The organism is Acinetobacter sp. L-24 (assembly GCF_056857555.1).
The window spans coordinates 246,900-271,062 of the sequence record NZ_JBSXNI010000043.1 but is presented as its reverse complement, the minus strand read 5'-3'; the positions used below and the strand labels follow the sequence as shown (position 1 = coordinate 271,062).

The 24,163-nt window shown below is 44.0% G+C and carries 25 protein-coding genes; 14 read left to right on the top strand and 11 right to left on the bottom strand.

What is annotated here, in order from left to right; genetic code table 11:
- The 3 genes from AC13CK_RS11565 to rimI all read left to right on the top strand — a co-directional run.
- Window positions 1–139: EF-Tu C-terminal domain-related protein (locus AC13CK_RS11565; protein ID WP_000245266.1), on the top strand; the 139-nt coding region annotated here is incomplete at its 5' end.
- Window positions 140–362: 223 nt separating this feature from the next.
- Window positions 363–1,244 carry a metal-dependent hydrolase gene (locus AC13CK_RS11560; protein ID WP_425879556.1) on the top strand — a complete coding sequence of 294 codons (882 nt, stop codon included), beginning with the start codon at window positions 363–365 and terminating at the stop codon, window positions 1,242–1,244.
- Window positions 1,245–1,349: 105 nt separating this feature from the next.
- A complete protein-coding gene (gene rimI / locus AC13CK_RS11555) occupies window positions 1,350–1,808 on the top strand; it encodes a ribosomal protein S18-alanine N-acetyltransferase (protein WP_425879558.1) in 459 nt (152 codons plus the stop codon).
- A gap of 15 nt (window positions 1,809–1,823) precedes the next feature.
- Here the strand turns inward: rimI and AC13CK_RS11550 are convergent, their stop codons facing one another.
- From AC13CK_RS11550 to trxB, 3 genes are all read right to left on the bottom strand, one after another.
- Window positions 1,824–2,639 (bottom strand): arginyltransferase, encoded by an 816-nt coding sequence (locus AC13CK_RS11550; protein WP_425879560.1) that lies wholly within the window; start codon window positions 2,637–2,639, stop codon window positions 1,824–1,826.
- 21 nt (window positions 2,640–2,660) lie between these two features.
- Entirely contained in the window at window positions 2,661–3,392 is a 732-nt protein-coding gene (gene aat, locus AC13CK_RS11545; protein ID WP_425879562.1) for a leucyl/phenylalanyl-tRNA--protein transferase, read from the bottom strand.
- A 92-nt stretch (window positions 3,393–3,484) separates the two neighbouring features.
- The gene (gene trxB / locus AC13CK_RS11540; RefSeq protein WP_121980281.1) at window positions 3,485–4,447 is read right to left on the bottom strand and encodes a thioredoxin-disulfide reductase; all 963 of its coding nucleotides are present in this window, start codon (window positions 4,445–4,447) and stop codon (window positions 3,485–3,487) included.
- A 249-nt stretch (window positions 4,448–4,696) separates the two neighbouring features.
- Here trxB and AC13CK_RS11535 point away from each other — a divergent pair, with 249 nt between their 5' ends.
- Entirely contained in the window at window positions 4,697–7,756 is a 3,060-nt protein-coding gene (locus AC13CK_RS11535; RefSeq protein WP_114541556.1) for a DNA translocase FtsK, read from the top strand.
- 62 nt (window positions 7,757–7,818) lie between these two features.
- Here the strand turns inward: AC13CK_RS11535 and AC13CK_RS11530 are convergent, their stop codons facing one another.
- The 6 genes from AC13CK_RS11530 to AC13CK_RS11505 form a co-directional block, all read right to left on the bottom strand.
- Window positions 7,819–8,106, bottom strand: coding sequence for a PA4642 family protein (locus AC13CK_RS11530; RefSeq protein WP_153567141.1), 288 nt, complete (start codon window positions 8,104–8,106; stop codon window positions 7,819–7,821).
- A gap of 196 nt (window positions 8,107–8,302) precedes the next feature.
- On the bottom strand, window positions 8,303–8,575 hold the full coding sequence (gene minE, locus AC13CK_RS11525; RefSeq protein WP_004279256.1) for a cell division topological specificity factor MinE: 273 nt from the start codon (window positions 8,573–8,575) through the stop codon (window positions 8,303–8,305).
- Between the two features lie 2 nt (window positions 8,576–8,577).
- Window positions 8,578–9,390: a septum site-determining protein MinD gene (gene minD / locus AC13CK_RS11520; protein WP_004646120.1), complete on the bottom strand. Its 813-nt coding sequence runs from the start codon at window positions 9,388–9,390 to the stop codon at window positions 8,578–8,580.
- A 66-nt stretch (window positions 9,391–9,456) separates the two neighbouring features.
- Window positions 9,457–10,170: a septum site-determining protein MinC gene (minC, locus tag AC13CK_RS11515; RefSeq protein ID WP_114541550.1), complete on the bottom strand. Its 714-nt coding sequence runs from the start codon at window positions 10,168–10,170 to the stop codon at window positions 9,457–9,459.
- Between the two features lie 159 nt (window positions 10,171–10,329).
- The gene (locus AC13CK_RS11510; RefSeq protein WP_409655442.1) at window positions 10,330–11,394 is read right to left on the bottom strand and encodes a preprotein translocase subunit SecA; all 1,065 of its coding nucleotides are present in this window, start codon (window positions 11,392–11,394) and stop codon (window positions 10,330–10,332) included.
- Window positions 11,395–11,396: 2 nt separating this feature from the next.
- Window positions 11,397–12,338, bottom strand: a complete 942-nt coding sequence (locus tag AC13CK_RS11505) for an acyltransferase (RefSeq protein ID WP_425879567.1) — start codon at window positions 12,336–12,338, stop codon at window positions 11,397–11,399.
- Window positions 12,339–12,590: 252 nt separating this feature from the next.
- On the opposite strand from AC13CK_RS11505, the gene AC13CK_RS11500 reads away from it, so the two are divergent.
- The 9 genes from AC13CK_RS11500 to AC13CK_RS11460 all read left to right on the top strand — a co-directional run bounded on the left by AC13CK_RS11500 (window position 12,591) and on the right by AC13CK_RS11460 (window position 21,911).
- A complete protein-coding gene (locus tag AC13CK_RS11500) occupies window positions 12,591–13,244 on the top strand; it encodes a YiaD family glycine zipper/OmpA-like lipoprotein (RefSeq protein WP_004646124.1) in 654 nt (217 codons plus the stop codon).
- A 137-nt stretch (window positions 13,245–13,381) separates the two neighbouring features.
- Window positions 13,382–15,421, top strand: coding sequence for a UvrD-helicase domain-containing protein (locus tag AC13CK_RS11495; RefSeq protein ID WP_005104798.1), 2,040 nt, complete (start codon window positions 13,382–13,384; stop codon window positions 15,419–15,421).
- A 47-nt stretch (window positions 15,422–15,468) separates the two neighbouring features.
- Window positions 15,469–15,921, top strand: coding sequence for a dUTP diphosphatase (dut, locus tag AC13CK_RS11490; RefSeq protein WP_004646127.1), 453 nt, complete (start codon window positions 15,469–15,471; stop codon window positions 15,919–15,921).
- Window positions 15,922–16,307: 386 nt separating this feature from the next.
- Window positions 16,308–17,726: a phosphomannomutase/phosphoglucomutase gene (locus AC13CK_RS11485; RefSeq protein WP_482831223.1), complete on the top strand. Its 1,419-nt coding sequence runs from the start codon at window positions 16,308–16,310 to the stop codon at window positions 17,724–17,726.
- 10 nt (window positions 17,727–17,736) lie between these two features.
- Complete coding sequence (gene argB, locus AC13CK_RS11480; protein ID WP_004279270.1) at window positions 17,737–18,645, top strand: acetylglutamate kinase; 909 nt, start codon at window positions 17,737–17,739, stop codon at window positions 18,643–18,645.
- A 131-nt stretch (window positions 18,646–18,776) separates the two neighbouring features.
- A complete protein-coding gene (locus AC13CK_RS11475; protein ID WP_425879572.1) occupies window positions 18,777–19,625 on the top strand; it encodes a class II glutamine amidotransferase in 849 nt (282 codons plus the stop codon).
- A 275-nt stretch (window positions 19,626–19,900) separates the two neighbouring features.
- Complete coding sequence (locus AC13CK_RS11470; protein ID WP_005247102.1) at window positions 19,901–20,356, top strand: bacteriohemerythrin; 456 nt, start codon at window positions 19,901–19,903, stop codon at window positions 20,354–20,356.
- Between the two features lie 143 nt (window positions 20,357–20,499).
- On the top strand, window positions 20,500–21,579 hold the full coding sequence (locus AC13CK_RS11465) for a hypothetical protein (protein ID WP_180087559.1): 1,080 nt from the start codon (window positions 20,500–20,502) through the stop codon (window positions 21,577–21,579).
- A complete protein-coding gene (locus tag AC13CK_RS11460; RefSeq protein WP_005107703.1) occupies window positions 21,579–21,911 on the top strand; it encodes an RnfH family protein in 333 nt (110 codons plus the stop codon). The genes AC13CK_RS11465 and AC13CK_RS11460 overlap by 1 nt, the downstream gene beginning before the upstream one ends.
- A 100-nt stretch (window positions 21,912–22,011) precedes the next feature.
- Here the strand turns inward: AC13CK_RS11460 and AC13CK_RS11455 are convergent, their stop codons facing one another.
- Window positions 22,012–22,410 carry an outer membrane protein assembly factor BamE gene (locus tag AC13CK_RS11455; protein ID WP_004279275.1) on the bottom strand — a complete coding sequence of 133 codons (399 nt, stop codon included), beginning with the start codon at window positions 22,408–22,410 and terminating at the stop codon, window positions 22,012–22,014.
- Between the two features lie 112 nt (window positions 22,411–22,522).
- Here AC13CK_RS11455 and fur point away from each other — a divergent pair, with 112 nt between their 5' ends.
- A complete protein-coding gene (fur, locus tag AC13CK_RS11450) occupies window positions 22,523–22,960 on the top strand; it encodes a ferric iron uptake transcriptional regulator (RefSeq protein ID WP_004279276.1) in 438 nt (145 codons plus the stop codon).
- Between the two features lie 69 nt (window positions 22,961–23,029).
- On the opposite strand, the gene AC13CK_RS11445 is transcribed toward fur, so the two are convergent.
- Complete coding sequence (locus tag AC13CK_RS11445; protein WP_004279277.1) at window positions 23,030–24,151, bottom strand: PilT/PilU family type 4a pilus ATPase; 1,122 nt, start codon at window positions 24,149–24,151, stop codon at window positions 23,030–23,032.
- Between the last annotated feature and the right edge of the window lie 12 nt (window positions 24,152–24,163).

Genomic DNA, 24,163 nt, shown 5'->3' with positions numbered 1-24,163 from the left:
AATGGTTATGCCTGGTGACAACGTTGAGATGTCAGTAGAGCTAATCCACCCGATCGCAATGGACCCAGGTCTACGTTTTGCGATCCGTGAAGGCGGTCGTACAGTTGGTGCTGGTGTAGTTGCTAAAGTAACTGCATAATCGCTGATTGTGTAAGAAAAGCGCCTCTTTGAGGCGCTTTTTTTTGATTCAAACTTTTATAAAACTAAAAATAAATTGTCTGACAATGATTTCAAAAGCTGTCCTTATCTGATATCGGCTTGACCTAAACTGCACTTATGTAAAAAAAATTACCACGTAATATACAGATAAGAATATGAATATTACATTTTTGGGCCTGGGTTGGCCTGATGGGAGTGGTCACATGAATGCGAAAGTAAATATTACCAATCGTGCGGGTGCTAGTTTTCCAGTTCGTCGCATGAACTTTGATTTTGATGCTGTACCGGAATATTGGATGAATGGTTCAGCAGGTCTCACTCATTTTATGACCGCATTATCTGCGCTATTTCCAGCAGGTGAAAAGTTTTTTATAGATTCAGTCCGCGCGGTACGTAACCATCCTGCAATTGCCAATAATGAAGCATTACAAAAAGAAATTTCTGCTTTTATTGGTCAGGAAGCCATGCATACTCACGAGCATATCGGCTTTAATGCTTCTGCGCAAAAACATGGGCATGATGTCGAGACGCTTGATCGTTATACCGATAAAGTCATTCAAACGACACGTAAAGTCATGGCTAAACTGGGTAAGCCTGTGGGAATTACCCAAGAAATGGTAGATTTGACTGCAACTACGGCACTTGAGCATTTCACTGCAACCATTGCCTCACAGCTTTTGACCAATAGCCACATTCAGGAATTGATGACAGATGAAACCATGAAAACCATGTGGTTATGGCATGCTATCGAGGAAAATGAACATAAGGCAGTTGCATATGATGTCTTTGAAGGAGTTTTTGGCAAAGGCCTAAAAGCCTATGCACTGCGTACTTCATCCTTGGTCATCGCAATGGCAACCTTATTTGTGGTGCAAAGTTATTTCCTTGCGCGATTGCTCAAACAGGATCAGCAGTTTAATCTTGAGTCCTTAAAAGCCATTTATACCTATGCCTATAGTCCTTCTAAAGGGGTCATTACCGGTATGGCGAAAGAAATGCTGATGTATTTTAAACCGGGATTCCATCCGAATGATCATCATACAGATCAACTGTTGGCGATCTGGAAAGCTAAATTGGGTTTGTGACAGAACTGAATATTGAAGAGCGACTGAAATCGCTCTTTTTTTTGCTCGATTTTTTGGATGAAGTTTCTATAATGCGGAGGTTGATTCTATATAAGATGAACGAAGATGATTCGTTTAATGCAAGCAGCGGATGTAGAAGCCGTTGCAAAGATTGAGAGATCGGTTCAATCACATCCCTGGACTTTAAAACAGTTCGAAGATGCTGTAACGGCTTATCAAAGTACCGTGATTGAAGTGCAAGGGCAGGTGGCCGGATTTTGTATTTTACAACCAGTGCTGGATGAAGCCAATTTATTGCTCATGGCAATTAATCCGGCACAGCAAGGTCAGGGCTTGGGCTATCAGTTGCTGGAGGCTTCAGTGGCGATGCTAAAAAATAATCCGGTACAGATTTTCCTGGAAGTACGCGAGAGTAATCAGGCTGCGATCAAGCTATATGAAAAATCAGGCTTTCATCAGATTGATCTGCGCAAGAACTATTATCCAAATGCCAACGGAAGCCGTGAACATGCCATCATTATGGTAAAAGCATGTACGGATGATTTTGCTAGTCTATTTAAATAATACAAACTGACGACCTTATTTAATAATCTGGTGATTCCATCCGCTGGGTAAGGTCGTCATTAATGAGTTTCCCAAGTGCTGAATCTCCGTGGCACTTAGGGCATGATTTAAGCGTCGCCATTGTCCATCGATCAAGAGTTCCAGTGGCAGATACTGAGATTTGTAATTCATTTTGCTAGAATGCGGCACCCAATATCCCAGATAGATAAATTGTAAGCCCAGCTTTTGTGCATGTTCAATCTGTTTCAAGATTGCAAAAGCACCAAGTGAGCGGCGATTTTCATCTGGGTCAAAGAAGGTATAGACGGCAGAAATGCCATCATCCAGCAAGTCACAGGTTGAAACACTGATTAGACGCTCACCTTGCCATAATTCTAGAAAGAAGCTGTCGGTGCAGCTTTGCAATAAAAATTTTTCGAACTGATCCCGGGTGGGTGGGAACATATCGCCATCTGCGTGGCGTTCATTGATATAGCGTTCATACAGCGCATAATGTAGGTCCCCGGCGTGATCTGGACTGGTAATTTTTATCACCAGATCCTGATTACGTTTCCAGGCTTTTTTTTGTGAACTGTTCATGCGGAATTCAGCGACAGGCACACGCGAAGATAGGCATTGACGACACAGATGACATTCGGGGCGATAGACGAAATCACCACTGCGACGGAAACCGGTACGTGACAGTTCCGATAAAGTGACTACATCAATTCGATGTGCAGGATCCAGAAAAACCATGCGCGCCGACTTGTTGGGCAAATAGCTACAATCATGCGGCGGCGTAATATAATACTGTAAATCGTTCAGTAGGGCCTTTGGCTGATAAGAGTTCATAACAACTACCCTCTGTTATTTTCATTCACTTAAGCGCGTGTTTTGCGCTATTGTTTTACTTGAAAATACACCTTCCTGATACTTTTTCCAATCAATCGCAGGCTTTTTTACAATATCTTGTAAAGAATTAAGATAAACTTGGCGAGAAAGTGTGCAGGCACCCAGGCTTAACAGATGATCGTTCACCAGTTGGCAGTCGATCCAGGGTAGTTTATTTTCCTGTCCAATCAGCATTAAGGTATAGAAAGCCATTTTAGAAACATCGGTTTGCGTACTAAACATAGATTCACCAAAACAGCCTTGACCGATGGTCACACCATAAAGTCCACCGACGACGCGATCTTCATCCCAGACCTCAATGCTATAGCCATATCCTGCGTCGAACATGTCGCAATAGCCTGCGATAATATCTTCACTGATCCAGGTATCGTCTGCATAAGCACGGGGTAGGGAGCAGGAACGAATCACTCTTTCAAAAGCATGATTGACCGTAATTTTATAGTCCTGCTTTTTCATATTGCGTAGCAGGGATTTGCTTGGATGATAATCTTCGGGGCGAATAATGCAGCGTGGTTCCGGACTCCACCAGCAAATCGGATCACCTTCTGAAAACCATGGAAATAATCCATGCGTATAGGCTTCATAAAGTGTGGAAGGGGAGAGGTCTGCACCAATACAAATCAATCCTTCACCTTCAGGATCAACCTCGACCGGATTGGGAAAAATGAATTCTGAGGGAGGAAGTAAAGACATGGCAGACCCAACATAAATCTATAGATAAATCATCATCTCATTCTAGCAATAAAAAAGCCGCCCATAATGGACGGCTTTTTTATTCTTGCTGCTTAGTCTAGTTTACCCATCGCATCAAGATATTTTTCTGCATCCAGCGCAGCCATACAGCCTGAACCCGCAGAAGTAATGGCTTGACGATAAATGCTGTCCGCAATATCACCTGCTGCAAATACACCCGGTACGGAAGTTTGTGTTGCATTACCTGCAGTACCGCTTTGCACCTGGATATAGCCGTCACGAAGCTCTAACTGGCCTTCGAACATGGCGCTATTTGGCTTATGACCAATCGCCACAAACATACCCGTCACATCAACGTTTTGAGTAGAGTCATCTTGAGTTGATTTAAGACGAACCGAGGTCACGCCAGATTGTGCATCGCCTAGAACTTCATCGACCTGATGGTTCCAGATAATGCTGATCTTGCCTTCTTTTTCTTTGGCAAATAAATGATCTTGCAAGATCTTTTCAGAACGTAGTGAATCACGACGGTGAACCAGAGTCACGTGAGAAGCAATATTAGATAGATACAACGCTTCTTCAACAGCGGTATTACCACCACCTACGACCATAACTTTCTGGTTTTTATAGAAGAAACCATCACAGGTTGCGCAAGCACTGACACCTTGACCCATATAGGCTGCTTCAGATTCCAGACCGAGGTATTGGGCAGTTGCACCGGTACAGATAATCAGGGCATCACAGGTGAATTCTTCCATATCGCCTTTTAACACGAACGGGCGCTGGCTAAGATCCACTTCATTGATATGGTCATACACGATTTCAGTGCCAAAACGCTCTGCATGTGCCTGCATACGTTCCATCAATGCGGGACCAGTCAAACCTTCGGGATCACCCGGCCAGTTATCGACGTCAGTCGTCGTGGTCAGCTGACCGCCCAGTTGCAAGCCTGCAATCAGGGTAGGTTTCAAGTTTGCACGCGCTGCATATACTGCTGCGCTATAGCCTGCAGGGCCAGAACCTAAAATAATCAGTCGTGAGTGACGTGCGCTCATCAGCTGTATCCTTTTTTATTTAGAAATTTATTGAATTATACGTGAAACTGTATAACAGTGGTGTGAGATTAAAGTCGATATTATTGATCATTGAAATCGATTTGGGCTATATAGCATAAGTAACATTGTGCTTGCACAATAGTGCATCTTTTTTCACAGAACAGGTGCATAATATGTATTTTATTGCGTCGCTTTTTTCAAGCATTGAAGCAAAAGAATATTCATGAAGAATTGGTTACAGGACAGTATATGACAGCGGTGTCGAGTGCCTATGCACAGCGCTTAGTAATGACATTATTTTTAGTCTCATTTGGGATTTATCTGTTTCTTGCAACAGTGACCTATACGCCATTTGATCCGGGGTGGATGCATATCTCCAGTGATACGCAGACCGTTTCGAATGCCAGTGGGGTAGCGGGTGCCTGGATTGCAGACCTTTTGTTTGGCTTCCTTGGTTGGGCAAGTCTGCTGATCCCTGTCTATCTGTTTATGGAAGCGATTCAGGTCTGGTGGCCGCGTAGCTTCCTGAACCGGCCATTTCGCTATGCTGCGCAATTCTTCCTGTTGCTGACCACCTCAGCGCTGTTGTTTTTATTTTGGCAAGTCCCTGCTGATACGCTGGATAATTCTTCCGGCGGTATTATTGGCTATGAATTAGGCCAGAGTCTGGAACAACTGCTGACAGTATACGGTGCAGCATTCTTCCTGCTGGTGCTTTGGGTGGTGCTATTTACCTTGGCGTTTGGGGTGAAATGGAACAAGACCTGGAGCAGCCTCAAAGCAACCCCTGCTTATTTACAAGACCTGTTCTACCGCAATGTGCCTGAAGGCATGTCTGATTTTGACCGGACTGCACCTGTCGCCAAAAAAGAGCCAGTCATTAGTGCAAAAAAAGTAGCGGTTGCAGTAACACCTGCGCCTGAGCATCAACTGGTAGAAATAGATCCGGTGGTGCGCGATCAGGTGGCTGAACGCTTATTTGATGATTTTGCCGATAAAGAATCACAACAACCGCAGTTTTATGAGGATATTCCTGAGGCTGAGCAGCAGGCTCCTGAGCCAGTCGAGACATTTAAGCAAGTACAGCAAGTGCCTCAACAGCCGGATCGTGTGGTAGCGACAGGCGAGGTGTGGCGTGCCTTACATTCAAATGAAGATCAGCGCCATAAACAGGATATTGATGCCTTACTCAAAGCAGCCGAAGAAGAACAGCTTAATTCTCCAGTCTCACATATAACCGCTCCTCAACCTGTTTCAGCACAGACTCATGCTCACACCAGAACCGCATCGGCTCCACATACAGGCCTGGACTGGGATGATGATGAAATCTTTGATGAACTTCTGGCTGCAGTTCCGCAAGGCAAAACTGCGACCGATGTGCATAGTCCATTCAATACAGCGCCAGCCGAAAAGACGGCAAGAATTGTAGAAGACATGACCAATGTTGCACCTGTCATGGCGTCTATGACAACGGCACATGTCGTGAAAAATAGCGCATTACAGGCCGATCTGGATGACCTGGGTGATTTACTGATTGAAGAAGATGAGCCAAGCCAACCAGTACGTGCATCAAGCTATGCCCAATCTTCTGCTTTTGTTCAGGCACCAATTCAGCATCAGGGTATAGAGCAACCAGTATCTCCTCCTTCTGCAACTCATGCAGCAGTACGCGAGGCTTTATCTAAAGAAGAATTTGTAGAAGCCTGGCAAGAAACGGCTGGTAAACCACAAGATGAAGACGAGTTTGATTTTGATGCTCCTTTAACTGATGCTTCAGGCCGTCCGATGTCACGTGCCATGCAGGTGGTGGAGCGCCGAAAAGATTTATCACCGCTTCCAGGTCTGGATTTACTGGATGAAGTCGATCCGAATAAAAAAGTGAATTTTACTGAAGAGCAGCTGGCACGTTTATCTGAATTGCTTGAAATCAAGTTGCAAGAATTCAACGTCAAAGCCAAAGTGGTAGAAGCACAGCCAGGCCCAGTCGTGACACGTTTTGAACTGGATCTGGCGCCAGGAGTAAAAGCCTCTAAAGTGACGAATATTTCGCGTGATTTGGCACGTTCGATGTCGATGGCATCGGTGCGTGTGGTTGAAGTCATTCCGGGCAAACCGTATATCGGAATTGAAGTACCAAACAGTACCCGTGAAATGGTCCGTTTGATCGAACTTTTGACCATTCCAGCCTTCACTGATCCGAATAGCATCCTCTCCATGGCAATGGGTAAGGATATTTCCGGTAATCCGGTGATTGCTGATCTGGGTAAAGCGCCGCATATGCTGGTGGCAGGAACCACAGGTTCCGGTAAATCGGTGGCGGTCAACTCGATGATTCTATCGATGTTGCTGAAATATACACCGGATGAATTGCGTCTTATTCTGATCGATCCGAAGCAGCTGGAACTGGCGAACTATAACGATATTCCACATTTGTTGACGCCTGTAGTTACCGATATGAAAGATGCGGTCAGCGCATTGAACTGGTGTGTCAATGAAATGGAACGTCGTTATAAACTGATGTCTTTCCTGAAAATCCGTAAACTGAGCGACTATAACCGCAAAGTGGAAGAGGCGATTGCCAATGGTGAAGACCTGATCGATCCAACCTGGAAAGCCAGCGATTCTGTTGTGGGTGAGCGTGCGCCGCGCTTAACACCGTTGCCTTCTATTGTGATTGTTGCGGATGAGTTCGCGGATATGATCATGCAGGTGGGTAAAAAAGCTGAAGAAATGATTACCCGTCTGGCACAAAAATCACGTGCTGCTGGTATTCACCTGTTGCTTGCGACCCAGCGTCCATCAGTAGACGTAATCACCGGTTTGATCAAAGCCAATATTCCGACGCGTGTTGCATTGCGGGTCAACTCCAAGATCGATTCGCGTACCATTCTGGATGCGGGTGGTGCTGAAGACTTGCTCGGTCATGGTGACATGCTGTTCTTGGGCCCGGGTAAAATTGAACCTGAGCGTGTGCATGGTGCATTTATTGCCGATGATGAAGTAAACCGGATCTGTGATGCATGGCGTGAACGTGGTTCACCAAACTATGTCGACGAGATCCTGACACCGTTTGATGAAGAGCCATCGGGTCGCGGTTTTGAAGATGGTGGCGACGGTGGATCAGACCGCGATGCACTGTATGACCAGTGTGTGGCTTTTGTACTAGAAACCCGTAAGGCTTCCACTTCATCCTTACAGAGAAAATTCAGTCTGGGCTATAATCGTGCTGCGCGGATCATTGACCAGATGGAAGAAAACGGCATTGTCAGCGGCATGGGCGCCAACGGCAAACGCGAAATTCTGGTTTAGTTTCAGTATATCTTCAATAAAAAAGCCTGCTTTCAAAGCAGGCTTTTTTATGTATTTTTGACTCAGGCAAATTTTGCCAATACATCCAGAAACTCGGCACTTTGACGTGGGTAGGTGGCAATCACGTCATGAATGCGTTGGCCTTCCGGATTGGTTGCATTGACATCACGGCCATCAGCGACAAATTTCGTCAACAGGCGTTCATAATCAAATGGACGCATATGCTTGAAAGCATGATAGAGCACGTGAAAATCAGCATTAACACCTGCAGGAGGAAGCTGGTTCAGGTAGGCAAATACACGCTCATCTGACCATTCTTCGTTAAAGGTCGCTGGTTGAGATAATGCCATCGCAATTTCCTTGATCTAATGTAGTTTTTTCGGCATGAAAAAAGGCAAAATATGAGACTAGATTAGCAAAGCACTGCTTTGCCTAGTCGCAAGACTTGAAGCTATGCTTCAAGTGGGCGGAATATAGCTAAACTACTATTTCTACCACTCTCATATTTTGCCTTGAATCAATTTACTTGACCAATCAAAAATCAGATTATCGTTCTTCAGGTAAATTGATATTCATTTCAAGCATTTCAATATTGGCTTCAGAACGGACCTGCATTTGAATATGCTGTTCATCGACACCGCGAACATAACGATTGACCACTTGCATGATTTCAGTCTTCATCTGGTCAATTTTGTCCTGGCTCAAGCGACGACCCAAGCCTTGTTCGGATGCAACGATCACCTTCAAACGGTCTTTAGCAGTCCGTGCGCTTGATGGTTTATCCTCGCCACTAAAAAGTTTACTCCAGAATCCTGCCATGTCTACGCTCCAAATAGTCGTGCTAACCAGCCCTTAGGTTTTACCTCGATATGACGGTAAGGACGCTCTTCGCCAAGGAAACGCGCAACCAGATCATCATAGGCCTGACCTGCAGAAGCTTCAGTGAAAAGAATCACCGGCTTACCTTCATTCGATGCCTGTAAAACGCTTGGACACTCAGGAATAACGCCCAAGGTCGGTACACGTAAAATATCCTTAGAAATATCATCAATCGTTAGCATTTCCTGTTTATCGGCACGTTCCGGATTGAAACGGGTAATACACAGATGCTTACGAATGCGACCTTCGTTTTGTTCTACTTTTTTAGTTTTACTGTCGAGCATACCAATGATACGGTCAGAGTCACGTACTGAAGAAATCTCAGGGTTGGTCACAATGATGGCTTCATCCGCATGATACATGGCCAAAATAGCACCACGCTCAATACCGGCAGGCGAATCACAGATAATATAATCAAATTCCTGCGAAAGTTCATCCATTACACGAGCAACACCTTCATCGGTTAAGGCATCTTTATCACGTGTTTGTGATGCAGGTAAAATATATAAATTTTCAATATCTTTATCGCGAATCAGTGCTTGTTGTAATCGTGCTTCGTTATTTAAAACATTCACAAAATCATAAACTACACGGCGTTCACAGCCCATAATCAAATCAAGGTTACGTAAACCTACATCAAAATCAATAACAACAGTTTTGTGACCGCGTAGGGCTAAACCTGTTGCAAAAGATGCACTCGTTGTAGTTTTACCTACACCACCTTTGCCTGACGTTACGACAACAATTTTCGCCACCGAATCCACTCCTGTTATGGTTCAAATACCCTGTTTAAAATGGGGTTTTTGGTGTTTATTTATACATTAAAATTGTAGAGCTTCAAATACAAGCTCTAGTTGATCATTCAAGTAAATATGCACAGATTTTTTAACTACATGCGGTGGAATATCATCCGCCACACAATAGGTTCCTGCAATTGAAATCAGTTCTGCTTCGAGACTATGACAGAAAATGCGTGCTGCAGTATTGCCACCCGCACCCGCAATGACCCGACCACGTGCGCTGCCATAAACATGAATATTGCCTGAAGCAATCACTTCTGAGCCACTGTTGATACCGGCATTAATAATAATGTCGCCATTATGCTGCACGATACATTGGCCGGTACGCAGGATTTCATCATGATATGAGGTGATATGCGCGACGATCGGAGCAGCAGGTGCTTGATTATCATTCACCGCTGTAGGTTCTGGTTTAACTTCCACCACCTGTTCTTTGGTGGCTTTAATTTCTTCTAACTGTCGATCAGGTGGCAGTACCGGGAACTGAATGGCGCGCGCCTGATCTCCAAGTAAGCCTTCAGTAACAGCCATAGGCTGTACATCCAGACTGATTAATAGTTGGATCAGCGCAATGAGTTCCTGTTCAACTGAACTTTCAATGACTGCCAAAGTGCCGGGTGGAAACGCTGCTTGTAATTTTGGGCTAAGTTGCTGGCGGATTGCATCATGATCATTGGTATCTAGGCTAATGCGTATCGCATTGACCATTCTGCCTTTTATCCGTATATCAGCCATAATTCTTCCTTAAATACTTCTGACGTGCTGGTTTGGTGTCGAAGCAATGTTGTAAATAGTGCAAATCCTAGAACAAATTGCAGTAATTCTCTAGCGATCTCAGTTATTTTTTTATGCGAACAGAACCGGACGGATTGATCTGATTCTGTACTTTAAACTTTACTTATCTATTGAGCTCTGATTTTGCTCATGTTCTTCTAAAATCTGTTGCCACTGTTTGACTTTCACCTGTTTTCGGATTGCTTCAAGTGTTTCAAAAACAGCCGATTCGACCAATTTATCAATATGTGGATTATGTTCAATCTGAATCTGGCTGATTTTATCTGAAATTAGGGTAAAAGTCGGATTTTCTTTTTGACCTGTGTGGGTAAATGGTTCAATCAGTCCTTGCGTGATATTTTCACCCAGGCGTTGACCAATACTTTGAATTTGCTGTTCAATCCGGCTGCCCACAATTGGAATCAAACGTAATAATTGGGTCAATTCAGGAGTGTCTTCAATCGCCTGATTCACTACTTGCCCTACATTTTTAGCGATCATGGAACGTTGTGACTGTAATTCCTTGCCTAAAGATTCCTGCAAGATATCTGCCAAGGCAATGGCCAGTAATTTACGATGATGTTCCACCAAATCATCAATTAACTGTTTATGTGATGTGCTCGTGGTCAGTTCACGTTTAATACCGTCCAGTACAGTCAGTACCACTCGACTAGAAAGCTCTTCCATCAGCATGTTGTAATAAAAGTTGCCTTGGCGATACCAGCGATTGGGAATTACTTTATAACCATGGCTATGCAGGTTGTAGCCAATCGCGACGGCTCGCAGCAGGCGCAGGAAACGTAGCTGAGGGATAATGGATAAAATTTCATACCAGTGCACAAAAGGGAAGAACCACCAGCGTCGATGATGACGCAGGACAATTGCGATGACCCAGCGTGCCAGTAATTCACAGACCAAGAAAGTGGTAAACCAGCCCTCGGTAATGATGACCCAAGGGCGTAAATCACTTTTATAAAACTGCAAGATTTCCGGTAAACGAATGAAGTCAAACAACCACTGACCAAAATCGCTCATTAAAATGGCGTTGGCACTGAGACAGAACAGATTGATGATGATTAAAACCATCATGAAAATGTCGTAAATCAGTGCAATTTTCCAGCCCCATGTTCCTTTACGAACAAATTTAAATGAGCTGGAGGTAATGTCCGGGTTGTCGTTGTTCATAATTACTCAGTTACAGATCCGATCGGGGCTTGGGCAAAGTTCTGCTGCATTTGTGCGATGAGCTGATCTTTTTCAGTCCAGATCTGATCTATCCATTTCTGGAAACGTGCACGGTATTCAGCATCATCTTCATAATTGCCACCGAGCACCCAGTCAGGAATATCAATTTTTCTTAAATTTACCGCAATACGTGGCACTTCACCTAACCAAAATTCACCATAGCCCGGAATACCGTCAGGATAAACAATGGTCATGTCGACCAGCGCATCAATTTTATCGCCGAGAATACTGAGCGCCAATGCCAGACCACCGGCTTTAGGTTTCAGTAAATGTGTATAGGGTGACTGCTGCTGATCATGCTTTTCTTGGGTAAAACGCGTGCCTTCCAGATAATTTAACAGGGTAAAAGGCTGACTGATCAACTGTTCACAAGATTTGCGTGCTTCTTCCATATCCCGATATTTCAGTGCAGGATTTTTAGCAATCTGTTCCTTGCTATGCCGCTTCATCATCGGGAAGCCCAAGATTTTAAAGGCCTGACCAACAAAAGGAATAAAAATAAGTTCCCATTTGGTAAAGAAACGCGTCAGGGGCATACGGGTCAGACCGAAGTACTGGTTGACCGTGGTATCGACCCAGCTTTGATGATTACAGGTCATCAAATAACGGCCCTGCATATTCAAATCCAGTGATTCATCTACACTGATTTGCCATTCGGTATTTTTCAGCACATGCTCAATTAGCCAGTTGTTGACCCCTAACCAGCTGTTGGTAATCTTGATATTGGTTTCATCCACTTTTGCGGATTTTTTAAAAAGTTTGGTTAAACCCAAGGCCAGCACCGGGGGGCCATGAAAAAAAGTACTGCCCGTCATGACGGATGTGACCGTCAGGCCACGCGCCAGTTTTTTTAAAGTCGGTTGCTTGTTGCTATTCGATGACATATCCAAACAGTCCCCAGAGATTAATCACTTAAATTTTTTCATATTTTGAGTAATATAGAGACAGTTAGGCAAATAAAAAAGCCTAAACAGGAAACTATGAAGATATTGTGACGAACTACTTGGTTTTAGTTACATATAAACATTACAAAATATTACTAAACGATTTATTATTAACAAAAATTCAATGGTTAGCCCATTCAATTTAAATCATTATCTCGCTTAACAACAAAGCATACAACAAGGAGTCATGCGATGCGTGCACTAGTCATTTCAGCAGCTGTAGCAGGGGCCGTAGCACTTACAGGTTGTCAATCAACTGGTAATAACATCGGTGGTGTGGAATATGATAAAGCTGCTCTAGGTACTTTAATTGGTGCTGCAGCAGGTTACGGTGTTTCTAAAGGCAATGCGAATACCAGCCGTCAAAATAACCGTGCAGCAGCGATTGGTGCTGTTGTTGGTGGTGCAGCGGGTGTGTATCTTGATAACAAAGAGAAAAAATTACGTCAAGCAACAGCTGGTACTGGTGTAGACGTTAACCGTAATGCAGATGGTTCGATTAACCTTGTGATGCCGGGCAGCATTACATTTGACACGAACAAGTCAAATATCAAACCAAACTTTTATGGCACTTTGAACAAAGTAGCGCAAGTATTAACTGAAGATAACAAGAGCGGTATTCTTGTAACTGGTTATACAGACAGCACGGGTAATGACTCAATTAACTTGCCATTGTCTCAAGCACGCGCAAACTCTGTAGCGACTTACTTGGCAGGCCAAGGTGTTTCACGTACACGTATTAATGCTCAAGGTTTAGGTTCAGCGAACCCAATTGCAGACAATACAACTGCCGCAGGTAAAGAGCAAAACCGTCGTGTAGAAATCGCGGTATATGCAGTTCAATAATTCTTGAACGCTTAAGAAAAAACCACCTTCGGGTGGTTTCTTTATATCTGAATATTGATCTGATTAATCGTATTTTAAATTAGGCAACTGACGCAGAGATGACTATAATCGGAGCCGAATCTAGAAGAGGAAGCCATATGTCACTCGCCAGTCAGTTAAATGACAAGCAACTTGAAGCCATGAAATACACTCAAGGACCCTTGTTAGTACTTGCAGGAGCGGGTTCAGGCAAGACTTCAGTGATCACGCGAAAAATCGCGTATTTAGTCAAGCATTGCGGGATTCCCGCACATCGTATTACCGCAATGACCTTTACCAACAAAGCAGCACGTGAGATGAAAGAGCGTGTCAGCAAATTGTTGACGCGTGAAGAAAGTAAAGGCGTTTCAGTTTCGACCTTCCATACTTTTGGCCTGAATATGCTGCGCCTGGAGTTGAAACATACCCCACTGAAAAATAATTTCTCGATTCTGGATGCTGACGACTGTAAACGCATTCTGATGGATCTGATGCAGCGTGACAATTTATCCGGTGCAGAAAGCAAAGAACTGATTGCCAAAGCCATGAAAATGATCTCGGACTGGAAAAATGATCTGATTCCACCCGAGCAGGCACATACCACCTGTGAAACTGCCGAAGATGTGCAGTTTGCGCATTTATATCAATTATATGAACGTAATTTGCGTGCCTATAACGCCGTGGATTTTGATGACCTGATTGTGATGCCAACGCGCTTGCTGCAGGAAAATGCCGAAGTTCGTGACAAATGGCAAAATCGCGTGCGTTATTTGCTGGTCGATGAATATCAGGATACCAATACGGCGCAGTATATTCTGGTGAAATTACTGGTTGGCGTGATGGGACAGTTCACCGCCGTAGGCGATGATGACCAGTCGATTTATGCCTGGCGTGGTGCTAAACCGGAAAATATGGCCTTGCTGCAGCAGGATTTTCCTAATTTAAAAGTGATTAAACTGGAACAGAACTATCGTTCGACCAGTCGTATTCTCAAAGCAGCCAACACCGTGATTGGTAATAATCCGCATATTTTTGATAAAAAGCTTTGGTCGGACAAAGGCCATGGTGAAGTGATCCGTGTGATTACCTGCCGCAATGATGATGATGAAGCAGAACGCGTGGTTAAAGACCTGATCACGCATAAATTGATGAACGGTAAAAGCTGGAAAGATTATGCGGTGTTGTACCGCGGCAATTTCCAAGCGCGTATTTTAGAAACCCATCTGCGCCAGATGCAGATTCCGTATAAATTATCTGGCGGACAGTCCTTCTTCGCACGTGCCGAAATCAAGGACATGATGAGCTATTTACGCTTGATCATTAACCCTGAAGATGACAGTGCATTTTTACGAATTATCAATACGCCAAAACGGGCAATTGGTCCGGTAACGCTGGAAAAGCTCGGTCTATTTGCTCAGGAAAATAATCTGTCGCTTCTGGCTGCGGCTGCGGATCAGCGTCTGACCATGGCGATTCCGAAAAAGGCCACGACTCAATTGGCTGAGTTTGCCGATTTTATTGAGGGTTTTACCCGCAATTTACTGGATGATGATGAACCAGTGCCAATTATCCGCCAGATGATGATTGAAGCCGGTTATATCGATTACATCAAGGAAACTGCAGCCACACCAGCGCAGGAAAAGACCAAGCTCGACAATATCGAAGTGCTCTATAGCAGCATTCAAAGCCTGATTAACCGCGCTGAAGATGTTGATGAAAAAAATATTGAAAGTGTGATTCGTAAAATGGTGCTGCTGGACATGCTCGAGCAGCAGCAGGAAGAAGAGGACACCGATAAAGTCAATTTATTGACTTTGCATGCGTCTAAAGGTCTGGAATTTCCTTATGTCTATCTGATCGGGCTGGAAGAAGAAATTCTGCCACATAAAAACTCGATCGCTGCAGAAACGGTCGAAGAGGAACGCCGTCTGATGTATGTGGGTATTACCCGTGCACGTCAGGGCTTGACCATTACTTTGGCAGAACAGCGCAAGGCGGGCGGGCAGATGAAGCAAATGACCCCAAGCCGTTTCCTGGATGAATTACCAGAAGATGAGCTGGAATGGTTAGGTCGTAAGAAAAAGCTGGCAAGCAACATCGATCCGAAATTACAAGCCCAACATTATCTTGATAATTTGCGTAACCTCATCAAACGATAAGGTGCAGCGCTGTCACTTATTTTAAATGAAACAACAGGAATGAATACATGAAAGTTCAGGTGAAAGTCCTTGACTCGCGTCTTGGTCAGGAATGGCCATTACCGACTTATGCTACGACAGGTTCAGCGGGGCTGGATTTGCGTGCGTGTGTTGCAGAAACCACAATCATTGAACCAGGCCAAACGGTTTTGGTAAAAACTGGTTTAGCAATCTATATTGAAGATCCTGCATTTGCTGGTCTGATCTTGCCACGTTCGGGTTTGGGCCATAAACATGGGATCGTGTTGGGTAACCTGGTAGGTTTAATTGATTCTGATTATCAGGGTGAATTGATGGTATCCGTTTGGAACCGTAGTCAGACGGCATTCAGCTTAGAGCCAGGTGAACGTTTGGCGCAGTATGTGTTGGTTCCTGTGGTACAAGCTGAATTCGATCTGGTGAATGAATTCGAAGCGACTGAACGCGGTGCTGGCGGTTTTGGTCATACGGGTAAAAACTAAGTTTTAATAATGGTTTACATTCATTAACTGGATGTAAGCCATTTTTAGTTGATTAGATTAAATATTAAAAAAAATGAGTGGGTTGAAATATATTTAAAAAATAAAACCTTATTTTTCGGCCAAGTAGAATTATTTAAATCTAAAATTTATGTAGTGATCAAATATCTAATCAGATGAAACTCAAAATAAATATAATTAAATAATCATTGTTTAATTACAAGAACCCTATAATTCTAAAGTTGTAGATTATATTTTTATAATTGATTGTTACATTGAAATCGTTTAAAAATAGCGAGTCTTAAAACAAAAACAAATGTTTAAAGTCATTATGATGAAATCATCATTTTAAATCTCCTTATTTTAACGAATAGTGAAAAGACAGTTTTATGGGATCTATGAATCATCCATTCCCCATGCATATCTTTCGTGCCTATGACATACGCGGTAAAGTCAGTCTATTAGGTGCCGGGATCATTGATGCAATTGCCCACGGTTTAGCTCAGCAGTATCAGGCTGTGGGACAGACATGTGTCGCCATTGGTTATGATGCACGCATCAGTAGTCCGGCTTTTGCCGACATCATTGCCCGTATTTTTAAAGACTATTCGCTGGAAGCCACTATTATAGGCTGTTGTTCCAGCCCGATGCTGTATTTCACCGCACGCCAGTTTGATGGCAATGGCATTATGGTCACCGCCAGTCATAATCCTAAAGAAGATAATGGGATTAAATGGATTATTGATGGTGAACCACCTTGTCCTGAGATGATTCAACAGGTGGCCCAACTGGCAAAGTCGCATTGCGATAGCCAGCTACTTGGTTTAGCCGAACTGCCGCATCAGATTATTCCAGAGTTTTGCCTGCAGTATCAGCAGGGAATATTAGAAGATATTCAATTAAAGCGCTCATTTAAAGTGATTCTGGATGGTCTGCATGGCTCCGCCGGACGTTGTGCCGACTTGGTACTCAGAAAAATGGGCTGTGAAGTGACTGCTTTACGTTGTGAGGCCAATGGACATTTTCCGGATCATGCGCCGGATCCTTCGCAGGACAAACATCTTGAGACTTTACGCCAAACTGTCATGCAACAGCAGGCTGATCTCGGTATTGCCCTGGACGGTGATGGCGATCGCCTGGTTCTGGTTGATGAACAGGGTCAGATTATCACAGCCGATCAGTTATTATGTCTGTTTGCCGAAATTTGCCTAAGCGATTCAGCACCACGCCAATTTGTTTATGATGTGAAATGTTCAACTCTGGTTCGCGATACAGTGCAACGTCTGGGCGGGGAACCGGTGATGATTCGTACCGGCAGTTCATTTCTCAGAACTTATCTGAACCAGTCTCAGCATCAGGCGATTTTTGGTGGGGAATATGCCGGACATTATGTCTTTAATGATGGTCGCGGCTGGGGCTATGATGATGGCCTCTATGCAGCGCTCAGAGTCATGGAATATCTCGACCAAACGGGGCAAACTCTCGCGCAGGCCTTGGCGGCTTATCCAAAACGACATGGTACTGAAGATCTTTATATTTCAACGCGTCAAGTACGTCCTGTTGAGCTTTTAAACTTCGTTGAACAACAATCCGCAAGAATTAATGCGCAAATCAGTAAAATTGATGGGATACGTCTTGATTTTGAGGATGGTTTTGGCATCATTCGAGCATCCAATACAGGTGAGTATTTCACAGTGCGCTTTGATGCCAATAATGCCCAAGGTCTAAATGAAATTCGTCATCTGTTTGTAGCCATGTTGCGTGACCGTTATCCAGAGATCGCTCAAGACATTTTAGATGCTCAATAAGGAGAGGCGAATGCCAAATCAACAAACAGGCATCGACAAAGCACAGATTTTGACAGAAGCTTTGCCGTATATTCAACGCTTTGCGGGTAAAACCCTGGTGGTAAAATACGGCGGTAACGCGATGACCGATCCTGAGCTGGAAAGTTCATTTGCACGTGATATCGTATTATTAAAAACAGTCGGTATTAATCCGATCGTGGTACATGGTGGTGGCCCGCAAGTCGATTCCATGCTGAAACAGCTGGGCCGCGAATCAGACCGTATTGACGGCATGCGCGTGACTGATCCTGCGACCATGGAAGTAGTCGAGATGGTACTTGGCGGTAGCGTTAACAAATCTATCGTGAACCTAATTAACCAGCATGGTGGTCGTGCGATTGGTCTTACCGGTAAAGACGGCAACCTGATTCGTGCGCAAAAGCTGCTGATGGAAAAAGTGGCTGAAGATGGTTCAGTTGAGCAAATTGATCTGGGTCTGGTCGGTGAAGTCGTTGGCGTGAAAACCGATGTTCTGGAAATGTTTACCAATAGTGACTTTATTCCAGTCATTGCCCCGCTAGGTGTCGATGAAGAAGGCAATACCTATAATATCAATGCTGATTTGGTCGCTGGTAAAGTCGCTGAAGCCCTAGGTGCAGAAAAACTGATTCTACTCACCAATATCACCGGTGTCTTGGATGAAAATAAAAACCTGTTGACTGGTTTGACCACTCAAGAAGTCGATCGTCTGATCGAAACTGGCGTGATTTATGGCGGCATGATTCCAAAGGTCGGTTGTGCGCTGGATGCGGTAAAAGGCGGCGTCGTAAGTGCACATATCGTGGATGGCCGTGTACCTCATGCCAGCTTACTAGAAATTTTCACCGATCATGGTGTGGGCACCCTCATTACCAATCGTGCCAATCCGCATCGTTCTTAAGCCAATTTTTGCGAAAAAGAGTCTCAATAGAGACTCTTTTTTATTTGGATTTCTTATAGCCACCTATTTGAAATGACTGGGACAGTCATGCACAATAAGCTTCTAAGTAAATAGAGAGCTGAAACCAGACCATGTGCCAACTGCTCGGAATGAATTGTGCCACCCCGACGGATATTACTTTTTCTTTTCGCGGGTTTTCCCAGCGGGCGGGCATTACCTCTGATCATGCGGATGGTTTCGGGATTGCTTTCTTTGAAGATAAAGCCTGCCGTCTGTTCGTCGATAACCAGTCCGCGATTGAATCACCGATTGCCGAGCTGGTACGTAATTATCCAATCAAATCACGCAATGTGATTGCCCATATCCGTAAAGCGACCCAAGGCAAAATTAATCTGGAAAACTCGCATCCTTTTAGCCGTGAACTTTGGGGGCGGCAATGGATTTTTGCCCATAATGGCGATTTATATGATTATTTTCCTGAACTGTCAGGGCGCTTTACCCCAGTCGGAAATACCGACAGTGAGCGTGTCTTCTGTTACCTGCTGGATCAACTGGTGAAACGCTTTGGCTATCATGAGCCGAAACTGGATCAGGTTTTCGATCTTCTAGCTGAAATTTCACCTGCAATCGCGGAGCATGGCACCTTTAATTTCTGCCTGTCGAATGGTCAGGCGCTGTTTAGCTATGCGATTACTAAACTCCACTGGCTGGTACGTGAATACCCGTTTAGACCGGCTCAGCTGATTGATATTGATGTCGAAGTGGACTTTAGTCAGGTCACGACCCCTGAGGATCGCGTCGCAGTGATTACCACTGAACCATTGACCCAGAATGAAGAATGGACTGCCTTCCAGCCCGGTGAAATGATCCTGTTTCAGCATGGGGCGAAAGTACGTTCTCAGTTGACGCATGTTGAACGTCTGGAACGTGAACGTCTTGATCCTTCCTTAAAACGCGTCACGCGAGCTGATCAATATTGAAATGCGATTAAAGACGGAGTTTAAACTCCGTTTTTTTATATTTAAAAAATAAGAAAAAATCTAATAATAAATAAAGGTTTATTGCGGATTTTGGTTAATTAATATCTTAGCCTTTTACTCAGGATAAATTATTTTTAATTATATATAACAGAAACTTAAAATGAAAAAGCCGTATTTAGGCGGAAAGCCGACTAATTTGCTTCATTTTTATTTGAATCAATACGCTATATGCTCATTTTCACGTTATAAGTCCTTAATATTTATAGGTGGTCGTAATGAAAATGAAATGGGTTCCAGATTATAATACTGGTATCGATGTGATTGACGATCAGCACAAACGAATTCTCGATTATATCAACGAAATTGATGGAATTGATGCCAATACCGAGCGTGCCCGTATTAAACAGATTCTCGACAATATTATTGATTATACCCAGTCGCATTTCACCTTTGAGGAATCTCTTCAGGAAGAAGCCGGCTATAAATATCGGGTGCCGCATAAACGTGTGCATGACCTGTTTATTAAAAAAATCGAGTCTTATCGTGACCGTTTTGAACTGGGACAGTCCATTGAATCAGAGCTGCACGAAGTATTATCGAAATGGCTGATTAACCATATTCAGCATGATGACGCCGATTATGTCGGTGCCGTGAAAGAAAATATGATGGGGATCATCAAGGAAAAAGAAAAGAAAACAGGTAAAAACTGGTTCGCTCGTTTCTTTTCATAATAAAAGACGTAACGAGATAACAAAAATTAAAATCTAATTATAATTTTTGCGCAGCAAATCACTGTCATGGTGGTTTGCTTTTTGTTTTTGATTTTCACCGCTTCACAAGGCAAAATAGCGCTAGATTTTTATAGGAATGCATCATGCAGGACAATGCTATGTCAAAATGGTTATCGCCGCTGATGGCTTTCTGTTTATCGTTTATTATCATCGCGACGCTCGCACCGATAACCGGTATACAGATTGATCGTCAGCTGGATTTCTGGATGCTCTGGTTGGCCACCATGCTGATTCTGGCGCTTCCAGTCTGCTACTTGGAAATTGCTTTGGCCAAGCGCTCTAAAACAACGCCATTACAGGCGCTGTCGACGCTGACCCGTGAAGCTGATGCGTCACAGAAATGGCGTATTGTCGGCTGGTTAAGTGTGATCTTTATTCCGTTTTTGGCAGGTGCCATGCTGAACAATGCCAGTAATGTTCTGGCGGTTGCTGCACTTGATCTTACACCGAATCTTCTGTTGATCGGATTGGCAATTGCTGCGCTGGCCTTGTCACTGCTGCCACGTCAAATTTTATTAGTGGTTACAGCGATTGGTGTGCTGGCGTCTCTGGTTCTGGCCAATGTGATGGGAACTGCGCTACCTGCATGGCAAGTCACACCAGTCGAGTTCTCGGAATGGGGCAATGCCACCGTATTGGCTTTGGTCGCAAGTGGTCTGGGCATGGGCTTGTACTGGCAATCTAGCCTGAGCGCTGTACAACAACAGGATGTCGCCAGCAAGACGGTATTGCCGATCTGGATTGCGCAGCTAGTTGCTGTCATTGCATTTGCTTTCTTTGCCATACAAGCACAAATTCCTGCATTTACTCTGGTCGCAGCAATGGTGGCAGCTGCCGCATTAATGCTGCAAATGGCACGTGAACAATTACAGCAACGCCAGCTTCATCCTGCAATTCAATGGGCAATTGTGGCGGCGGTCACGCTGATCTGGGCTATTCCAAATCTAAGTCCAATTTTCAATGTGGTGTTGTTAGTCTGGGGCTTATTGATTTGTTTGATCTATGCATTATTTGCCGGCTGGATCATGAAGATCAGTCATTTGCGTAAATCAATGAATTTCAGCTCTGAAGCATTTTATAACATTTGGCGTATTGCAGTACGCGTGGTGTTACCTGTCGGGATTATTCTGGCAATCATTGCTGTCTTGGGACAATTCGTCTGATGAGTGAGGCGATGATCTGGGTAGCGTATGCGACGCCAGAAAAACAATTTCATCTAGCCGTGCCATTTCAGCCCGGCATGACGGCACTGGATGCGATTGAGCAAAGTGGAATACGTGAGCAGGTCGAATTGCCTGAACCCTTATCTTTGGGCATTTTTGGCGTGCGTTTGCAAGATCATCAGCAGCCACTGGCAGCAGGGGATCGGGTAGAAATTTACCGAGCACTGACCATCAATCCTAAAGATATCCGACGTAAACGCGCCGAGAAAAATCCTGTGGGTCGTTATGCCAGAGGCAATCTTTTAAGAAAGCTGAAACCGTCTTCCGAATAGAAAGCGGCTTGAATGAGCAGTAGCCTCAATGATCTGCTCAATCAATCAGCTTAATCAAAAAAGCCCCTGATGATTCAGGGGCTTTTTCATGAGAAACCGACTATAGTGGAGGAGCATTTAAAATTGCTTCTTTTGATCCTGGTAAGCCGGGTTGAGATTCTGGAATCGTCTCCAGACCTTCAACACGTTCTACGATACCAGACTGGTTAAAGTAGATTTTCAAATGCTGGCCTTGGGCTGCCGGGATCTTGGCTTTTTTAGCGTAGGTTCCTGGGGTATAGTTATAGATGTAGTCCCAACGTAAAGGATTCAGTGGATCGCTTACTGTTGGACTGCCCAGTAAGAAACGCACCTGTTGATGGCTCATTCCCACCTGAATTTTAGCGGCTTGTGCTTGGGTTAAAGGGGTTCCTTGTGGAATATCTACTTTATAAACACCTAATGTCGAACAGCCGACGAGCAATGAAGTGACGAATAACGTCAACATGATTTTTTGCATTTTGCTAAACTATCCCAAATTAATTATGATGCATTTGATCCAAGGATAGATCATACTGCATCTAAACTTTGTTGCATATTCCAACTTTGATTTTGTTGAGAGACCTTTTTACATGACTATTTCAAACCAAGATTTACGAAAAGCTGGGCTGAAAGTTACCCTTCCACGAATTAAAATATTAGAATTACTAGAAAATTCAAAACAACATCATTTAAGTGCGGAAGATATTTACAAGACTTTACTCGATCAGGGCGAAGATGTAGGTTTAGCAACTGTGTATCGTGTGTTAACGCAGTTTGAAGCAGCGGGCATCATCGAACGTCATAATTTTGAAAATAATCATTCAGTTTTTGAAATTATGCAGGAAGATCACCACGATCACCTAGTATGTTTAAATTGCAGCAAAGTTGTTGAATTTATTAATGACACGATTGAAAAAGAGCAGCATGACGTTGCTGAAAAATTTGGTTTTGAATTAACCGGTCACTCACTGAATCTGTATGGTTATTGCGATGCGCCTGCCTGTCAGGAAGTGTTCCGTAAAAAATAATTTGAGCGTTGGTTCAAACAAAAAAAACAGGCTTCATGCGAAGCCTGTTTTTTTATGCCTTCAAGATGATCAGGACTGACCATCAAAAGTAATATTGGAATGCGCACGTAATAAGTGGCTGCCACCTTCTTCTGAGAGCTTGATTTGCAGACGCAAGTCATTTGGTGAATCCGCATGTTTCAGCGCATCTTTATAGCTGATCTGTTTGGCTTTATACAGATCATAGAGCGCCTGATCGAAGGTCTGCATGCCCAGTTCACGGGAACGCTTCATCAGATCCTTGATCTCATGCACATCACCTTTACGAATCAAGTCGGCAATCAGTGGTGAGTTAATCAGAATCTCAATCGCTGCACGGCGACCATTACCATCGATGGTTGGAATCAGTTGCTGTGCCACAATGGCTTTCATGTTCAGGGACAAGTCCATGAACAGCTGATTATGTCGGTCTGCTTCGAAGAAATGGATAATCCGGTCAATCGCTTGGTTGGCGTTGTTGGCGTGCAGGGTAGCAAAGACCAGATGACCGGTTTCGGCAAAGGCAATCGCATAATCCATGGTTTCACGTGAACGGATCTCACCGATCAGAATCACGTCTGGTGCCTGACGCAGGGTATTTTTCAGGGCAATTTCAAATGAATCAGTATCGATGCCGACTTCACGCTGGGTGATAATACAGCCCTTATGCTGGTGAATAAATTCGATCGGATCTTCAATGGTAATGATATGACCTTTGGAATTTTCATTACGATAACCGACCAAAGACGCCAGCGAGGTTGATTTACCGGTACCCGTTGCCCCGACAAAAATAATGATGCCACGTTTGGTCATCGCCAGTTCTTTTAGAATCGGCGGTAACTTGAGTTCATCCATCGTGGGAATAACAGTTTCAATCCGACGCAGCACCATCCCCGGTTGATCTCGTTGCTGAAAGGCACTGACACGGAAGCGGGCACTTTTATCCGGCGTGCTGATGGCAAAGTTACATTCACGACTGTCAGCAAATTCTTTACGCTGCTTTTCGGTCATGATGGAATGGAGCAGTTGTCCTACTGCCGCACCGGGTAATTTTACCGAACCAATCGGTAAAATCTGCCCATTAATCTTGATGGACGGTTCGACATCGGCAGTAATGAACAGATCCGATGCTTTTTTCTCCACCATATAATCGAGTAAGCCGTTAAAATCCATGTATATAAACCC

What these genes read in the sequence shown, in the direction of transcription:
- AC13CK_RS11495 (WP_005104798.1), top strand. Translation starts at nt 13,382, where the DNA reads ATGTCACTCGCCAGTCAGTTAAATGACAAGCAACTTGAAGCCATGAAA.
- AC13CK_RS11510 (WP_409655442.1), bottom strand. Translation starts at nt 11,394, where the DNA reads ATGAACAACGACAACCCGGACATTACCTCCAGCTCATTTAAATTTGTT.
- AC13CK_RS11445 (WP_004279277.1), bottom strand. Translation starts at nt 24,151, where the DNA reads ATGGATTTTAACGGCTTACTCGATTATATGGTGGAGAAAAAAGCATCG.
- AC13CK_RS11530 (WP_153567141.1), bottom strand. Translation starts at nt 8,106, where the DNA reads ATGGCATTATCTCAACCAGCGACCTTTAACGAAGAATGGTCAGATGAG.
- minC (WP_114541550.1), bottom strand. Translation starts at nt 10,170, where the DNA reads ATGGCTGATATACGGATAAAAGGCAGAATGGTCAATGCGATACGCATT.
- AC13CK_RS11485 (WP_482831223.1), top strand. Translation starts at nt 16,308, where the DNA reads ATGGGATCTATGAATCATCCATTCCCCATGCATATCTTTCGTGCCTAT.
- fur (WP_004279276.1), top strand. Translation starts at nt 22,523, where the DNA reads ATGACTATTTCAAACCAAGATTTACGAAAAGCTGGGCTGAAAGTTACC.
- dut (WP_004646127.1), top strand. Translation starts at nt 15,469, where the DNA reads ATGAAAGTTCAGGTGAAAGTCCTTGACTCGCGTCTTGGTCAGGAATGG.
- AC13CK_RS11465 (WP_180087559.1), top strand. Translation starts at nt 20,500, where the DNA reads ATGCAGGACAATGCTATGTCAAAATGGTTATCGCCGCTGATGGCTTTC.
- trxB (WP_121980281.1), bottom strand. Translation starts at nt 4,447, where the DNA reads ATGAGCGCACGTCACTCACGACTGATTATTTTAGGTTCTGGCCCTGCA.
- AC13CK_RS11475 (WP_425879572.1), top strand. Translation starts at nt 18,777, where the DNA reads ATGTGCCAACTGCTCGGAATGAATTGTGCCACCCCGACGGATATTACT.
- AC13CK_RS11500 (WP_004646124.1), top strand. Translation starts at nt 12,591, where the DNA reads ATGCGTGCACTAGTCATTTCAGCAGCTGTAGCAGGGGCCGTAGCACTT.
- AC13CK_RS11460 (WP_005107703.1), top strand. Translation starts at nt 21,579, where the DNA reads ATGAGTGAGGCGATGATCTGGGTAGCGTATGCGACGCCAGAAAAACAA.
- aat (WP_425879562.1), bottom strand. Translation starts at nt 3,392, where the DNA reads ATGTCTTTACTTCCTCCCTCAGAATTCATTTTTCCCAATCCGGTCGAG.
- minE (WP_004279256.1), bottom strand. Translation starts at nt 8,575, where the DNA reads ATGGCAGGATTCTGGAGTAAACTTTTTAGTGGCGAGGATAAACCATCA.
- argB (WP_004279270.1), top strand. Translation starts at nt 17,737, where the DNA reads ATGCCAAATCAACAAACAGGCATCGACAAAGCACAGATTTTGACAGAA.
- rimI (WP_425879558.1), top strand. Translation starts at nt 1,350, where the DNA reads ATGATTCGTTTAATGCAAGCAGCGGATGTAGAAGCCGTTGCAAAGATT.
- AC13CK_RS11560 (WP_425879556.1), top strand. Translation starts at nt 363, where the DNA reads ATGAATGCGAAAGTAAATATTACCAATCGTGCGGGTGCTAGTTTTCCA.
- AC13CK_RS11505 (WP_425879567.1), bottom strand. Translation starts at nt 12,338, where the DNA reads ATGTCATCGAATAGCAACAAGCAACCGACTTTAAAAAAACTGGCGCGT.
- AC13CK_RS11470 (WP_005247102.1), top strand. Translation starts at nt 19,901, where the DNA reads ATGAAAATGAAATGGGTTCCAGATTATAATACTGGTATCGATGTGATT.
- AC13CK_RS11455 (WP_004279275.1), bottom strand. Translation starts at nt 22,410, where the DNA reads ATGCAAAAAATCATGTTGACGTTATTCGTCACTTCATTGCTCGTCGGC.
- AC13CK_RS11535 (WP_114541556.1), top strand. Translation starts at nt 4,697, where the DNA reads ATGACAGCGGTGTCGAGTGCCTATGCACAGCGCTTAGTAATGACATTA.
- AC13CK_RS11550 (WP_425879560.1), bottom strand. Translation starts at nt 2,639, where the DNA reads ATGAACTCTTATCAGCCAAAGGCCCTACTGAACGATTTACAGTATTAT.